The organism is Aequorivita sp. IT1282 (genome assembly GCF_058068205.1).
Genome location: NZ_JBYRHR010000005.1, coordinates 328,093 through 343,337, shown reverse-complemented (window position 1 = coordinate 343,337; position 15,245 = coordinate 328,093). Strand labels below are relative to the sequence as shown.

12 protein-coding genes are annotated in these 15,245 nt (G+C 37.2%); 4 read left to right on the top strand and 8 right to left on the bottom strand.

Annotated features, from left to right (window positions below):
• Positions 1-9: 9 nt before the first annotated feature.
• Positions 10-738: an RNA methyltransferase gene (locus AC3RVG_RS13115; protein WP_489691923.1), complete on the top strand. Its 729-nt coding sequence runs from the start codon at positions 10-12 to the stop codon at positions 736-738.
• Here the strand turns inward: AC3RVG_RS13115 and porT are convergent.
• The gene (gene porT, locus AC3RVG_RS13110; RefSeq protein ID WP_489691922.1) at positions 725-1,435 is read right to left on the bottom strand and encodes a type IX secretion/gliding motility protein PorT/SprT; all 711 of its coding nucleotides are present in this window, start codon (positions 1,433-1,435) and stop codon (positions 725-727) included. The two genes, AC3RVG_RS13115 and porT, sit on opposite strands and share 14 nt — an antisense overlap.
• 3 nt (positions 1,436-1,438) lie before the next feature.
• On the bottom strand, positions 1,439-2,170 hold the full coding sequence (ubiE, locus tag AC3RVG_RS13105) for a bifunctional demethylmenaquinone methyltransferase/2-methoxy-6-polyprenyl-1,4-benzoquinol methylase UbiE (RefSeq protein WP_489691921.1): 732 nt from the start codon (positions 2,168-2,170) through the stop codon (positions 1,439-1,441).
• A 205-nt stretch (positions 2,171-2,375) separates the two neighbouring features.
• Between ubiE and trkA the strand changes: the two genes are divergently transcribed.
• Positions 2,376-3,725: a Trk system potassium transporter TrkA gene (gene trkA / locus AC3RVG_RS13100; protein WP_489691920.1), complete on the top strand. Its 1,350-nt coding sequence runs from the start codon at positions 2,376-2,378 to the stop codon at positions 3,723-3,725.
• Positions 3,725-5,230, top strand: a complete 1,506-nt coding sequence (locus AC3RVG_RS13095; RefSeq protein WP_489691919.1) for a TrkH family potassium uptake protein — start codon at positions 3,725-3,727, stop codon at positions 5,228-5,230. The genes trkA and AC3RVG_RS13095 overlap by 1 nt, the downstream gene beginning before the upstream one ends.
• Before the next feature lie 89 nt (positions 5,231-5,319).
• Here the strand turns inward: AC3RVG_RS13095 and purT are convergent, their stop codons facing one another.
• The 4 genes from purT to AC3RVG_RS13075 all read right to left on the bottom strand — a co-directional run bounded on the left by purT (position 5,320) and on the right by AC3RVG_RS13075 (position 11,767).
• Positions 5,320-6,486 (bottom strand): formate-dependent phosphoribosylglycinamide formyltransferase, encoded by a 1,167-nt coding sequence (gene purT / locus AC3RVG_RS13090; RefSeq protein WP_489691918.1) that lies wholly within the window; start codon positions 6,484-6,486, stop codon positions 5,320-5,322.
• 95 nt (positions 6,487-6,581) lie between these two features.
• On the bottom strand, positions 6,582-9,494 hold the full coding sequence (locus AC3RVG_RS13085; protein WP_489691917.1) for a GEVED domain-containing protein: 2,913 nt from the start codon (positions 9,492-9,494) through the stop codon (positions 6,582-6,584).
• A 120-nt stretch (positions 9,495-9,614) separates the two neighbouring features.
• Positions 9,615-10,802: a pyridoxal phosphate-dependent aminotransferase gene (locus tag AC3RVG_RS13080; protein WP_489691916.1), complete on the bottom strand. Its 1,188-nt coding sequence runs from the start codon at positions 10,800-10,802 to the stop codon at positions 9,615-9,617.
• Positions 10,803-10,807: 5 nt separating this feature from the next.
• On the bottom strand, positions 10,808-11,767 hold the full coding sequence (locus AC3RVG_RS13075) for a fatty acid desaturase family protein (RefSeq protein WP_489691915.1): 960 nt from the start codon (positions 11,765-11,767) through the stop codon (positions 10,808-10,810).
• A 267-nt stretch (positions 11,768-12,034) separates the two neighbouring features.
• On the opposite strand from AC3RVG_RS13075, the gene rsmG reads away from it, so the two are divergent.
• Positions 12,035-12,664: a 16S rRNA (guanine(527)-N(7))-methyltransferase RsmG gene (gene rsmG / locus AC3RVG_RS13070; protein WP_489691914.1), complete on the top strand. Its 630-nt coding sequence runs from the start codon at positions 12,035-12,037 to the stop codon at positions 12,662-12,664.
• Here the strand turns inward: rsmG and AC3RVG_RS13065 are convergent.
• Together AC3RVG_RS13065 and AC3RVG_RS13060 are read right to left on the bottom strand one after the other, a co-directional pair.
• Positions 12,654-13,244 (bottom strand): NUDIX domain-containing protein, encoded by a 591-nt coding sequence (locus AC3RVG_RS13065; RefSeq protein WP_489691913.1) that lies wholly within the window; start codon positions 13,242-13,244, stop codon positions 12,654-12,656. The two genes, rsmG and AC3RVG_RS13065, sit on opposite strands and share 11 nt — an antisense overlap.
• A 76-nt stretch (positions 13,245-13,320) precedes the next feature.
• Positions 13,321-15,012 carry a T9SS type A sorting domain-containing protein gene (locus AC3RVG_RS13060; protein ID WP_489691912.1) on the bottom strand — a complete coding sequence of 564 codons (1,692 nt, stop codon included), beginning with the start codon at positions 15,010-15,012 and terminating at the stop codon, positions 13,321-13,323.
• Positions 15,013-15,245 lie beyond the last annotated feature (233 nt).

Sequence of the window (15,245 nt, the reverse complement as noted above, 5' to 3'; positions counted from 1 at the left end):
TACTATATTTTGGTCAGCAAAAGTCAAACAAAATTAATAACGAGTCTGCAACAAAAAAAGTACCGTGCTCTAAATGGTCTTTTTGTTGCTGAAGGGCCAAAAGTAATTGCCGAATTGCAAAAAGAAGGGTTAAAACTTCATTCATTTTTTTCAACCAATGCTTCTGAAATTACTGCTGAAAATCATTTTCTTGTTACCGAAGCCGAGCTTAAAAAAATTAGTTTTCTAACAACCGCAAATACTTCTTTGGCGTTATTTGAAATTCCAAAGGCAAATGCGTTACAGAATTCAGGATTAATTGTAGCGCTGGATGCTGTGCGCGACCCCGGAAATCTGGGCACAATAATTCGTTTGTGCGATTGGTTTGGCGTGCAACAGTTAATATGTTCTGAAGATACAGCCGATTGTTTTAATCCAAAAGTAGTGCAAGCAACTATGGGTTCTTTAGCCCGAGTTCAAGTGCATTATTTGTCGCTTTTGGAATATTTCGAAAATACTACTTTGCCCATTTTTGGGGGTTTTATGGAAGGAAAAAATATATATTCCGAAAAACTTCCGAAGGATGGTATAGTGGTAATGGGTAATGAAGCGAATGGTATTTCAGAAGAAATAATTCAGAAAATAACTAATAAAATAACTATTCCCCGTTTCGGAAAAATTCAAAAAACAGAAAGTCTTAATGTAGCTACGGCAACCGCTATTCTTTTAAGCGAATTTAGAAGATCTATTGAAATGTAAAGTTTATAAAAACACCTCGAGTAGAAAGTTTTTCTATGTTTCCAGTCCACGGACTGTTAGGGTTGTCGTCGCGAATTAATTCATCATTCATCGCAAAAACACCTCGAATAGAAGGCGTAAATTTGAAGTAATATAGGTATAAATCAATTCCAAAACCTAGCTCGTAATAATTTGTGCCATTGGTCATTCGGAATCTTCCCTGCTCGTTGTCTTCCGGGTTTTTCTGGTTGCTAGAAAGATTGAGCGAAGTAGAAACACCGCCAATAAGGAACGGTTTTATATTATTTAATCGTTTGGTAGAAACCTTAACCAAAAGCGGCACGTGGATATAGGTAGATTTCACCTCGCGCAGAAAATCTCTTTCTTCCGTAAAACCAGGAAAAATTAAATCGCGCTGGGTAAAATAAAGTCCCGGCTCCAAACGTAAGTTTATATATTCGTTGATGCGCAAATCGCCAACAAGTCCTACGTTAAAACCTGAAGATCGCTCCACAAGAATGTCTGTGTTATTATCGGCATATTGATCTTTATAGTCAAATTTAAAATCGTAGCTATTAAAGCCTAAGAAGTAACCCCAAGTAAATTGTTTTTTGTCGAAATTCTCTAAATTGGCAATACGCTCTTTGTTAAAAAACCACTGCGCATTTACGCTGTTTGCAATACATAAAAAGGCAAGTAGAAAAAATAGCTTCTTCATAAATTATTTAGTAGCATTATAGATGGTTGCCACGCCAAAAGTTTGTGGTTTATTTTTCACTTCATTAAACCCCGTTTTTCGCAAAATATTGTTGAGCTTTTCACCATAAGGAAATACCGAGGCACTTTCGCTTAAATATTTGTACGCCACTTTATCTTTAGAAAAAAGCTTTCCAACGAGTGGCAATATGTTTTTTGAATAAAAATAATACCCTTGTTTAAACGGAAATTTTGTGGGAACCGAAGTTTCCAAAATAACAAATATGCCACCTTTTTTTAGTACACGCAGAATTTCAGAAAGTCCTTTTTCAAGATTTTCAAAATTTCTGATTCCGAAAGAAACGGTGATGGCGTCAAAGGTGTTATCTTCAAAAGGCAAGGCTTCAGAGTCTGCTTGCACAAATTCAATTTTTGCTGAAATTTCCTTTCCCAAAACTTTTTTGCGGGCAACGGAAAGCATGCCTTCAGAAATATCTAAACCAATAATTTTTTCTGCCGAAGTTTTTTCGGCAAACTGAATTGCCAAATCGCCCGTACCCGTAGCTATGTCTAAAATAGATTTCGGATTTTTTTCGGCAACCATTTTAATGACTTTTTTTCGCCATTTAATATCAGAACCCAATGAGATTACACGGTTTAAGCCGTCATAATTTTCAGAAATAGTATCAAACATTTGTTCAACCTGCTTCTTTTTTCCGTCAGAAGAATCTTTATAAGGTGTTATTTTCTTTTCCATAAAATCGATTGCAAAACTACATATTTTTTAAGAGGTGCTACTAACTTTGTTGAAGTTTCAAACTTTTGAGTGTAATTATTCTACCAAGACTATTTGGTTAACGATGCCTTTTATTTCTATATCTTTGCTGCTGTAAAGTTTCATAAAAGATTTACTTGGAGTTGATTCCACAAAAAGTTATTCTGAAAAAACTAATCCCATCTAAATGAAGATTATTATTGCCGGGGCCGGTGAAGTAGGGTTTCACCTTGCAAAATTGCTTTCCTTTGAATCGCAAGATATCACCCTTATTGATCCCAACCGCGACTCGCTTGCTCACGCAGACACCAACCTAGATATACGGGTTGTGCGCGGAGATGCCACATCCATTTCTGTATTACAAGATTCGCGCGTTAACGATACCGATCTTTTAATTGCAGTTACTTCTAGTGAAACCACCAATATTACCGTTTGCGTACTTGCAAAACAATTGGGCGCTAAGCGTACAATTGCGCGTATTTCCAATACCGAATTTATCGATAGAAAAGATGAAGTAGGATTTAAAAAATTTGGGATTGACGAACTTATTTCGCCAGAATCTTTGGCTGCCAATGAAATTGAACTATTGCTTGGCCAAAGCGCTTTTAACGATACCTATGAATTTGAAAACGGAGCCTTAACGATGATAGGGCTAAGTTTATCGCGTACTTCGGCATTTGTTGGAAAATCTGTAAAAGAAGTTGCGAAGCTGAATCCCGAACTGCGCTACGTGCCAATTGCATTGCAGCGTTATGGTACGCAGTACACGCTTATACCACGTGGAGACACACAATTTAAAGAAGGAGATCAAGTTTATTTTACTACCTGCAAAAATGGTTTGGATCAAATATTCAAACTTACAGGAAAGGTGCGCCAGGAAATTAAAAATGTAATGATTCTCGGCGGAAGTAAAATTGGTTATAAAACAGCAAAAGATCTTTGTAAAGGAAATTTCAACGTAAAACTTATTGAAAGCAATAAAGACAAAGCATTCGAAATTGCCGATGATATTCCGGGCTGTCTAGTAATTAATGGCGATGGTAGAAATGTTGATTTATTATCTGAAGAATCTATTGAAGATATGGACGCTTTTATCTCCGTAACTGGAAATAGCGAAACCAATATTATGTCTTGTTTGGTTGCAAAATCAAAAGGAGTGAAAAAAGCAATCGCTTTGGTAGAAAATATGGATTATTTTCAACTTTCGCATTCCATAGGTATAGATACCCTTATTAATAAAAAGCTTTTGGCGGCCAATAATATATTTCGCTACGTACGTAAAGGTGAAGTTGTGGCAATGACGAAGCTAAACAACATGAATGCAGAACTTCTCGAGTTCGTTGTTTCGAGCCATTCTAAAGTCTGCAACAAAAAAATTAAAGATTTAGATTTTCCTGTTTCGGCTATAATTGGCGGAGTAATTAGAGATGGAAAAGGCATTATTGCCTTGGGCGATTTCGAAATTAGAAACGGCGATAGAGTAGTGGTTTGCTGTCTTCCGCAATCTATCAGGAAAGTAGAAACAATGTTCATTTAATGAATTCACTCGCCAAACTTAATTATAAAATCATTTCGCACTTAATGGGCCTATTGCTCATGGTGAACGGTGGTTTTATGTTATTGTCTTCCATCGTAAGTTGGTATTACGAAGATGGCGTGTTTACTGAAATGATAATGGCGGGTGCCGTCGCGCTGGGCGTTGGGGGAATTGTAATGCTGCTTACCCGAAACCACAGAAAGGAAATCAAAAAGCGGGAAGGTTATATAATCGTTACTTTTGGTTGGATTTTTATGGCGCTGATTGGTACGTTGCCCTATCTTTTTACCGGTGCCATTCCGGATTTTACAAATGCTTTTTTTGAAACGATGAGTGGTTATACCACTACGGGAGCATCTATTTTAACTGATATTGAAATTATCCCGCGTGGTGTTTTGTTTTGGCGTAGCATCACACATTGGATAGGAGGGATGGGGATTATTGTTTTAGCAATAGCCATTTTACCATTGCTTGGTATTGGTGGTATGCAGCTCTTTTCTGCCGAAGCACCTGGCCCAAGTGGCGACAAACTTCATCCACGAATTACAGATACGGCTAAGCGATTATGGCTAATTTACGTGGGTTATACTTTAGCTGAAACCATATTATTGAAAATTGCTGGAATGAGCTTTTTTGATGCTATAAACCATTCTTTAGCAACGCTGAGTACAGGAGGATTTTCAACTAAAAATGCTAGTGTTGCTTATTGGAATGATAATCCGATGGTGCAATACATTATCATTTTCTTTATGTTTTTAGCGGGGAGTAATTTTGTTTTAAGCTATTTCGCCTTTAAGCGCAAATTTCAGAAAATACTTCACGATGAAGAATTTAAAATGTACACTATTTTTATAGTTGCGTTAACCATTGTGGCAGCCATATTAATCTATTTTGAAGCAGATGTAACCGTTTCAAGTATAGCGCACCCAATGGTTTGGGGTCCTTTTGAAAGCGCTTTTCGTCACGGACTATTTCAAGTACTTACGATTATTACAACCACAGGTTTTGTGAGTGCCGATTACACAATGTGGACGCCATTTTTAACAATTTTCTTTTTCGGAATGATGTTTTTGGGCGGTTGCGCAGGTTCCACAGCTGGAGGAATTAAGATAATGCGCCATTTAATAATGATTAAAAACGGCGTACTTGAATTTAAAAGAACACTTCACCCGCACGCTATTTTGCCGGTGCGTTATAATCAGAAAGCGGTGCCCAAACAAATTGTATTCAATATACTGGGGTTCTTCATTCTTTATATGCTTTCATTTATTGTTGGGACTTTAGTTTTTTCTTGGTTGGGCTTAGATTTTAAAACCGCCCTCGGTGGAGCTGCGTCAACATTAGGAAATGTGGGCCCCGCCCTCGGTGATCTTGGCCCGGTGAATAATTATGCATACTTGCCCGATGCTGCCAAATGGTGGTCAAGTTTCTTAATGCTTATTGGTAGACTGGAATTGTTTACGGTACTTATTCTTTTAACGCCTTTTTTCTGGAGAAATAGGTAGGTTGAAATTTCAAATAGAATAAAGAGACTAAGCAAAACCTTATTCACTTCGTGAATTATGTGTTCCACTAAAATCAGTCATTTATAATTTTAATCTGACGTTACTTTTACATTATTAACTAAGTTTTTCGCTCTTTCAATAACCTTATCGATATCACCATCTAAATTGTCGTACGTTAAAACTACGCCCATTCTTCGGTACGGACGGGAAGTGGGTTTGCCGAAAATTCTAAAATCTGTTTTTGGCGATGCCGCTACTATTTCAAGCCCTTCAAAATTAGGGTTTTCAGAATTTTCTGTAGCTAAAATTACCGCGCTGGTGCCTATGCGTTCTAGCGTAATTTCAGGAATTGGGAGTCCGAGTATGGCGCGAAGGTGCAATTCAAATTCATTAAAATTTTGGGTGTTCGCTAAGGTTACCATCCCCGTGTCGTGCGGACGAGGAGAGAGTTCTGAAAAATAAACCCCATCATCTGCAACAAAAAACTCAACACCCCAAATACCACAGCCTGTTAGGGCAGTGGTTACTTTTTCGGCCATTTGTTGTGCTTCTTCTAAAACAGCGCTTTTCATGGGTGCAGGTTGCCAGCTTTCCATATAATCGCCGCGTTCTTGACGATGGCCAATGGGCGGGCAGAAAAGTGTTTTTCCGGTGCGCTGGGTAACGGTGAGCAGTGTAATTTCGTAATTAAAATTTACAAATGCTTCCACAATCACTTCGGCAACATCGCCGCGGGAACCATCTTGTGTATATTGCCAGGCTTTTTCAATATCTGCTTCGGTTTTTATTGTGCTTTGGCCTTTTCCGCTGGAAGACATTAAGGGTTTTACAACGCAGGGCATTCCTATTTCTGCAACCGCTTTCTTTAAGCTCTCGGCTGAGGTTGCGTAGCGATATTCGGCAGTTTTTAAGCCTAATTCTTTAGAGGCTAAATCGCGAATGGCTTTTCGGTTCATGGTGAAATTTGCCGCCCTCGCAGAAGGGATTACCGTGTAACCCTGTTTTTCATATTCATAAAAACGTTCGGTGCGAATGGCTTCAATTTCAGGTACAATGTAATCTGGTTTGTATTTTTCAACTAACGCATCCAAAGCTTTGCCGTCCAGCATATTTATTACTTCGGCAAAATCTGCGAGTTGGGCCGCGGGAGCATTGGGATAGCTGTCTACAGCAATTACAGTTTGTCCTATTCTTTTGGCGGCAATGGTGAATTCCTTTCCTAATTCTCCACTTCCGAATAATAAAATTTTGGCCATTTTTAAAGTTTTTGTAAAAATACAGTATTAGATTTAACGAAAAAACCCAAAGCAGTATTAGTGCTTTGGGTTTTTAAACTAATAAATATTCGAAATTACTTAACGATAATTCGTTTTACTCTTCCGTTGTCTTTGTTACCAACGCGAACTAAATAAACTCCTTTAGCTACATAACTCATATCTAATTTGTAAGTGTATCCGTTGCCATTGTTTTCCAGTTTTCTGAATAACAATCTTTGGCCAAGGGTATTAAACACCGTTAGATTCATAGATTCTGAGTAATTAATAGTTTTTAAGCTTACATCGAAATTGTTGTTTTCTAACGTTAGAATTGTAAGTCCATTTTCGTCAAAAAGGTTATCTGTAACACCAGCAGTTCCAATTTGTGCAGAATAATCTTCAGTTTCACCAAAGTTAGTTTCTTCACAAGCATCGTCTGGTACTGGTCCATTCCAGTTAGTTTTAGCTCTCATTAAATGCTGACCGAAAGCCGCACCTGCAGGAACAACTAAATCTGTTGTAGTAGTATATGATCCACCAGCCTGACCCGGTGCAATTATTATATTATCTACAACAAGCTCATCCATACTGTAAACGAAATCGTCGTTAAAATCTATCCAAACACGAACGTACTGATTTCCGTAACCTGTTGTTAAAGTAAGATCGTAAGTAGTATCTGCTTCCATTCCTGCTATAAGATTAGTGAAATCTGCATAACCTTCGCAATCTGATGTATTGTTAATGTCTGTAACACTGAAAAGTTGCAATCCATCGCCGAAAGAACAATCTCCAACAGGCTGGCAATTTTGGTGTGCAATAATTACAGTTTTAGCATCATTTGTAGTATCACTATCGCCTGGCAAAGATGTGTAAGCCGATAAATTATAACTTCCAATGGCAGAAAAATCTCCTGTTTGCGCAAAAGTGAAAGAAGCTGCCGTATCTCCAGCTAATGTGCCAGTATATACTTCAGTAACCACTGTTCCGTCTAAATCGTAGGAAACGTCAAAATTTGATTGTGACTCTCCACCAAAGTTAGTAATGGTAACAATTATATCTTCGGCAGCTGTAAGGCTAGTTCCCGATACAGGTGAAGTAATAGCACTTACACCAATATCATTAGGCTCTAAATAAATAACTGATTTTGTGCGAGCATCGTTTCCATTGTCTTCGTCGCCAACTAAATTAGTTTTTGCTGTAATAATGTACGTTTGTCCTACCGTACCTAAGTTAGCAGTAGCCGTAAATGTATATTGCGCAGTAGCGGCAGATGCGATTGTACCTGTATAAGTTTCAGAAATAACGGTTCCACCATCAACCTGAAATGTTACAGGAAAAGTGGAAGCGCTGTTTTGTCCGTAATTAAAAATAGTAACAGTAACCGTTTCACTATTAGATAGCGTTCCAGTTTCTGGAGCATCAATACTCACTACACCAATATCATCATTGAAGTTTGGTGCAATTTGAAAAACGCCTACAACATCTTTTCTTCCGGTATTCATATATTCATTAATAAACCAGAATTGTTTATCGTTAGCAGGATCTATATCAATTTTACTGTAATCGCCGTAACGAGTTCCAGGGATATTTTGATTTCCAGCAGCAATTAATTCTTCTGCAACCGTCATCGTGTTTAATGGATCGCTTGAGTAGCGCCCTGTGTAATATGAACTAACTCTTTTAGTAGTTGGATCTGGCGTTGTTGGACCAGCCATAGCCGTGTAACCCATACCTATGTTTCCTTGAACATCCATCATCATACTTGCGTGCCAAGCGTGTTTTCCATCAGGCGAAGTATATGTACCTTCCTGATAAATACTCCACGGTTGTCCGTCAGCAGGTTGTCTAAGTTCAAACCAGCGTACTCCTGCAAGTTCTCCTCCAGAAGCATCAGTATCTACAACAAAATTAAATACTGCAGAATTATGACCTCCAAATTTTCTGAATTGAGCCTGGTTCATTACTGTAGCCTGTAGCGCATCTATGCTAGCACCACCGCCTGGTTGAGCCAAGTTTGAAAAGCTTCCACCGTCAAAAACTGAAATGAAAGGTGTAGTTGTTAATTCAACTGGAGCAGATATTGTAGAGCTTCCTGGAGTTGTCCAGTTTACATCTACAGTCCAAAGTTTTACGTGATCTTGTGCAACACCCGACCATGCATCATCTTGCAAATAAACAATTGGCATACCTCCTGCAGCAGGAAGATTGTCATTGGTTACGTTTAGTGCTTGTGGGCTATAAAAACCGCTTGTTACAATTCCAGGAAGTGGAAAACCAAGTATTTGAGCAGTTGGGTCACCAGCTAGCATCTTCGTTCTTTCCATTGCATAAATTCTATTTGCAGCACTGGTATTGTCAGTCATATAATAGCCATCACTCCAAACTGAAAGTTTTTGATAGTCATTAATTTGAGAAATAGTATAAACATACCAGCCATCATTTACTGGGTCTGGTCCATCAGAAACTGCTATTTGAGCGCCACTACCTAAAAAGGTCATAACAAATCTATCTGCAGCGTTGTCATAAGAAATGGTAAGATCGCAGCAACCTCCATTTGGAAAAATGGTTGGGTTTGGTGAAATTTGCCCGGTAAGTGGATTTCCACTTTTATCAAAAATCCTGAAACCAGTGTTGAAAACAACAACTGCATGATTTGGGCCTACACCTATTGAAGGATCTGTAGGTTGTGAGTTTGACGAAGCTGCATCAAATACTAGAGATGGAGCTCTTCCGCTAAGCATTTGCTCCAATTTGTCTGGATTTCTCTTGAAATAATCATCCTCTATTTGTGGATCTTTTCCAGGAACAATTAAGTTTTTAGAAGCTCTTCCATCTTGCATAACTTGTTCCTTCACTCTAGCTGGAGCAAGATTAGTCTGAGAGGCTATTGACGGAACGTGTACCATGGAGCCTATGGTGCCAATAAAAGTTGGCTTTGTTTTTTCCTGTGCTAGCATTCCGAAGGAAAGTGCAAAGAAAAAAAGTAATAGCGTAATTTTGGTTTTCATTGTTTATAATATGTATTAGAAGTTAAAAAATATAAACGCCCAATTTACAGATAATTTCTAACAAGAAAACGGGATTGATTTAAAATTATCAATCCCGTTTTGTTATGATGAAAATTTTTATTATTCTATAGCTTCTTTAATTCTGCGCATAGCTTCTTTTATGTCTGTTTCTGATGCAGCATAAGAAAGACGAATGCAGTTTGGATCGCCAAAAGCTTCACCAGTAACGGTGGCTACCTTGGCTTCTTCTAGTAAATAAAGTGAAAAATCTGAAGCGGTATTTATGTTTATTCCGCGCAGCGTTTTTCCGAAGAAATACGAAATATCTGGAAACACATAAAATGCGCCTTCGGGTTGGTTTGTTTTGAAACCTTCAATTTCAGAAAGTAATCCTAAGATTAATGTTCTTCGTTCTTTAAAGGCGTCGACCATAAACTTTATTTTGCTTGGCGAATTTTCCAAAGCAGTTATGGTTGCTCTTTGTGCAATACAGTTTGCACCACTAGTTACTTGGCCTTGCATTTTAGTGCACGCTTTGGCTATCCACTCTGGAGCGCCAATGTAACCAATACGCCAACCGGTCATAGAAAAGGCTTTAGAAACACCATTTACTACTACGGTGCGATCGTACATGTCTTCAAATTCTGCCATAGAGGCGTGACCTCCGCTAAAATTGATATGTTCGTAAATTTCGTCGCTAATAACAATAATGTCTGGGTATTTTACCAAAACATCTGCAAGTTTGCGAAGTTCTTTTTTACTATAAACAGAACCACTTGGATTACAAGGGGAGCTGTAGATAATCATTTTAGTTTTTGGAGTAATAGCAGCTTCTAGTGCTTCTGCAGTAACTTTAAAATCTGTTTCAATAGAGCTGGAAATTTCTTTTGGAACTCCGCCTGCTACTTTACATTGGTCTGCATAACTTACCCAATATGGGGCTGGAAGCAAAACTTCGTCGCCTTCTTCTAAAAGCACCATTGTTAAATTTGCCAAAGACTGCTTAGCGCCTGTGGAAACCACAATTTGCGAAGGTTTATAATCTATGTTATTGTCTCTTTTAAATTTAGTGATGATGGCTTTTTTAAGATCGCCATAACCATCTACGGGCGAATAAGAGTGGTAGTCATTCTCAATAGCCAGAATAGCAGACTCTTTTATATAATCTGGTATTGGAAAATCTGGTTCTCCAAGACTCAAACCAATAATATCGATTCCTTGCTCTTTTAATTCTCTAGTTTTGGCGGCCATTGCCAGCGTGGCAGAGATTGCCATCTCGTTCACACGTTTTGAAAGTCTGTTGTCCATAAATATTATGCGGATACGGCAGGTTTAATGCCCATTTCTTTTAAATGACGGAAATGTGCAAGAATAGCGCTGCGGGTAGTTTTATATTCTTTGTATGGTAGATTAAATTCTTTTGAAGTACTCTTCACTATTTTCGAAATGTTTTTATAGTGAACGTGGCTAATATTCGGAAATATATGGTGTTCTACTTGATGATTTAAACCACCAGTGTACCAATTTACAATCTTGTTTTTTGTTCCGAAATTCGTAGTAGTGAACAATTGGTGAATCGCCCAAGTGTTCTTCATTGTGCCGCTTTCATCTGGCAATAAGATATCAGTATCTTCAACAACATGTGCAAGTTGGAAAACGATACTCAGTATTAGTCCTGCTACATAATGCATTATAAAGAAGCCTAGCAAAATTTTCCACCAAACAATGTTGAAGAATAATATAGGAATTACAATCCAAAGTGAAATATAGATTAATTTAGTAACCACCAAAATACTCCACTGCGTAATTGGTTTTGGCAATTTTCCGTAAGAAAGCTTACGCGCCAAATATCTTTTAGTCTGAAAAAAATCTGTAGTAAGTACCCAGTTAAAGGTTAACAAGCCATAAAAGAAAATGCTGTACCAATGTTGAAATTTATGCATTTTGTTCCATTTTGAATGTTTTGAAAAACGTAATATTCTTCCCGCTTCCAAATCTTCATCGTGACCGTGAATATTGGTATAAGTATGGTGAAGCACATTATGCTGTACCTGCCAATTGTAAACATTTCCGGCAAGTATATACATACTGCTGCCCATTACTTTGTTAACCCATTTTTTTGATGAGTAAGATCCGTGGTTTGCGTCGTGCATTACATTCATACCCACGCCAGCCATACCAACACCCATAACAACGGTAAACAACAATTGAGCCCATCCGGGGACGTTTAGCGTTAAAAGTAAAAAGTAGGGAGTAAGGTAAATTGAAAACATGATAATAGTTTTCAGATGCAATTTCCAATTGCCTGTTCGAGCTATTTCGTTTTCTTTAAAATAATCGTTAACGCGCTTATTTAGAGTCCTAAAAAATTTAGCGCTGTCAACTCTTGAAAAATTTAAATTTGTATATGTCAAAATGTAATTGTTAACTGAAATTTGTTACGGTGAAAAGCACAAAAATAATTATCTTTTGTGGAAATCGGGAGGTACAAAATCATAATTTTACCAAAGATAACATACTTTTGCCTCTTAAATATAATTATGGAACTCATATTAAAATATTTTCCGGAGTTAACTGACCATCAAATGAGTCAATTAACCCAATTACAAGCGCTTTATGAAGATTGGAATTTAAAAATAAATGTGGTTTCCCGAAAGGATATTGAAGAGCTTTACCTTCGGCATGTGCTCCATTCGTTAGGAATTGCAAAAATACAGCCTTTTCTTCCTGGTTCAAAAATATTGGACGTGGGTACGGGAGGCGGTTTTCCTGGTATTCCGCTTGCTATTTTATATCCAGAGGTAAAGTTTCATCTTGTGGATAGCATCGGAAAAAAAATAAAAGTTGTTGAAGAAGTAGTTGCAGGCCTGAAATTGGAAAATGTAAAAGCCACCAATGCGCGTGTGGAAACGGTTTCTGGAAAGTACGATTTTATAGTAAGTCGCGCCGTGGCCCAGATGGAAACTTTTGTACATTGGGTAAATGGAAAAATTGCCAAACAAAGCATGCACGAACGAAAAAACGGAATCCTTTATTTAAAAGGAGGTGATTTAAGTGAAGAATTAAAGGTTTATAAAAATGCTGCAATCTTTCCTTTAAGTGACTTTTTTGAAGAAGAATTTTATGAAACCAAAAGCGTGGTATATCTACCTATGAAATTTAAGGGCTAATGTTTAAAGTCTTTAAAAGGAGCTCTTTTTGAAGCAAATACCATTGCAACGCAAGAATAGTTTTGGCGTCTTTCAATTCTGAAATTTTAGAAGCTATTTCTGAAACAGGAATTTTTACTAGTTGAATATCTTCGCTTTCTTCTGAATTACCGCCACCATTTCCAATTTTATCATTCTCAGAAACTTCCGAATAATATAAAAATATACGTTCCGTTGAAGCACCTGGTGAGGTGTAGAAGGTGCTTATTAATTTTGGATTTGCTATTTGGTAGCCCAATTCTTCCATTACTTCGCGTTTTACACAATCTTTGGGCTCTTCATTTTCTTCCAGAGAACCTGCGGGTATTTCTAGCAGCCAGCCATCTTGGTTTTTACAACTTGGATAACGGAATTGATTGGTTAATAAAATACTTTGGGTTTCCTTTTCAAAAAGAATAATAGCCACCGAATTGCCTCTCTCAAAAGCTAATCTTTTTGCTGTAATCTGCTTTCCGTTAAAAGTATCGTAAGTTACTGTGGCTTTTACCATTTTATAATGGTCGTTAAAAACTATTTTTTCGTCTTTAATAGCGTATTTCATCGTAGCATATTTTCATTTAAAGTAATAAAAAAACCCCGAACGAGTCGGGGTTTTTAAAATGTTTAAGAAAAACGATTTATTTTGAAATCAAGAATCTTTTTGTTGCAACAGTATTGTCTTTAGAAATTTTCATAAAGTAAGTTCCAGTCTGAAGATTAGCAACATTTATTTGTGCATCCATAGAAATGTTTTCTTGTGAAAGAATCAATTTTCCAAGAACATCGAATATTTGAATATTTGCGTTTTCAGCATTTTTAAGATTTAGTACTGTACTAGCAGGATTTGGATATAAGCTAATGTTTTCAGTGTTGAAATCATTAGTTCCTAATACACCATTACTGCTAAAGTTACCTAGTTTTTCAGAACCCCAGTCTCCAACTGCTCTGAAAAGCTGAGTTCCTTCGTGATCTGTTAAGGTAAATCTTGTTCCTCCATCACCGAAAGTATCTAGTGCTGAAAATGTGTAACAATCTGAATCTAAGTTAAAACGGAAGTTTAAAGTTTGGTTGTTAGAATAAGGTCCTCCTTGTTCAATAATAGTTCCGCTTCCGTCCTTTAAATTCCAACGACATTCTGATCCATAAGCATCAGTAATTATTTCAAGATCTACAGTTCCTGTACCGCCAATTGATTCATCAAAAGTAATTGACTGTGAGTTGTTGTTGTTGTCATCATCAGAAGGAACATTTACTTCTAGTGTGTTTGTACCGTTTAAAGTATATGGAACAGCAGGTAAAGTAATTGTTTCTTTTCTAAGAGAAGTAATGTTTCCAGTCCAGTTATACGTGTTCGATTGACCATTTATAACATACTCAATAGCTAATGAAGTTAATGGATTTGCTCCTAAGTTTTGGATAACTACATCTGGTCCAAGTTCTGCAGCACAAGTAGGTAATATCTCTAAAACCTCATCAACAGATGCATCATTGTTAGTTGTAATTCCAGTATAAGTTGGGAAAGCACGAGATCCACTAGGAATTTCTTGTTGGGTGTTACTAATAAAAACAACAACTTCCATATCGGCTAGCTCAGTTGGTACGTTGTTATAAGCTGCAGGAATTGGGTATGTATACGTGCGGTCTACAAATGTACCTGCAGTTGTTGTATTGATAACTTCACCCCATTGGCCAGTAATCATTTCAACAAGTCTGTGCATGTGGATGTAATTATTTCCTTGTCCACCACCAGTTTGTGGTCCTGCAGTGTTGTTTTGTAGAAGAGCAACATTTAATAAATTTGTACTTTCTGGGCTGTTGCTAGTGTAATATCCTTCCACGTGAATGGTTAGAACATTTGTTTGTACATCAATTACAGCTTCAATAGCTACGTTTACTTCAGAGGCAATTGCCAAAGTTTCGTTAGACGAAACAGCCCAATTACTTCTAGACATAGCAGTACCGCCGCCAGTAGCCATAGAGCGACCTGGAAAGACGTGTCTGTTTACTGATCCAGATGGATAACCAAAACCTGAGCCAGAATATGATTGTGCTACAATTGCATTACCATAAGGAGTTCTGAAATCTGGTTCGTTTCCATTTGGAGCTGCATAACCTCCTTGGTGGATGTTGATAAGCACTACGTCATCTGGGTGAGCGTCTTGAATAGCTTTTGCAATTGCATGACCTGACGGACAATACACGCAATGGATTCCTGTATATTCTTCAAGAACTACATTTTTGTTTTCTGGTGAAGTTGATACAATTGTCTGCCCGTATGATGCGAGAGCAATTAATGAAACAACTAGCGTGAAGGGTAGTTTTTTAATCATGATTTAAAAATTTAGGTTTAGAGTGAATTGAAGTTTATAAAATTAGAAATAAATATTATATCTATGTAATTTGAAGTCAGTTAGTTGCGAAATTAATTTTTTATTTTCTATGTATAAATAAATGATTCTTTGTTTTAAGTTTAAAATCTATATAAAGCCTTGAGCAATTCTGTGGCGATCATTTCAAAAAACACATTATATATCTTATAATTATTCGAGAATAAGATTTTTAT

What these genes read in the sequence shown, in the direction of transcription:
- porT (WP_489691922.1), bottom strand. Translation starts at nt 1,435, where the DNA reads ATGAAGAAGCTATTTTTTCTACTTGCCTTTTTATGTATTGCAAACAGC.
- ubiE (WP_489691921.1), bottom strand. Translation starts at nt 2,170, where the DNA reads ATGGAAAAGAAAATAACACCTTATAAAGATTCTTCTGACGGAAAAAAG.
- trkA (WP_489691920.1), top strand. Translation starts at nt 2,376, where the DNA reads ATGAAGATTATTATTGCCGGGGCCGGTGAAGTAGGGTTTCACCTTGCA.
- AC3RVG_RS13095 (WP_489691919.1), top strand. Translation starts at nt 3,725, where the DNA reads ATGAATTCACTCGCCAAACTTAATTATAAAATCATTTCGCACTTAATG.
- purT (WP_489691918.1), bottom strand. Translation starts at nt 6,486, where the DNA reads ATGGCCAAAATTTTATTATTCGGAAGTGGAGAATTAGGAAAGGAATTC.
- AC3RVG_RS13085 (WP_489691917.1), bottom strand. Translation starts at nt 9,494, where the DNA reads ATGAAAACCAAAATTACGCTATTACTTTTTTTCTTTGCACTTTCCTTC.
- AC3RVG_RS13080 (WP_489691916.1), bottom strand. Translation starts at nt 10,802, where the DNA reads ATGGACAACAGACTTTCAAAACGTGTGAACGAGATGGCAATCTCTGCC.
- AC3RVG_RS13075 (WP_489691915.1), bottom strand. Translation starts at nt 11,767, where the DNA reads ATGTTTTCAATTTACCTTACTCCCTACTTTTTACTTTTAACGCTAAAC.
- rsmG (WP_489691914.1), top strand. Translation starts at nt 12,035, where the DNA reads ATGGAACTCATATTAAAATATTTTCCGGAGTTAACTGACCATCAAATG.
- AC3RVG_RS13065 (WP_489691913.1), bottom strand. Translation starts at nt 13,244, where the DNA reads ATGAAATACGCTATTAAAGACGAAAAAATAGTTTTTAACGACCATTAT.
- AC3RVG_RS13060 (WP_489691912.1), bottom strand. Translation starts at nt 15,012, where the DNA reads ATGATTAAAAAACTACCCTTCACGCTAGTTGTTTCATTAATTGCTCTC.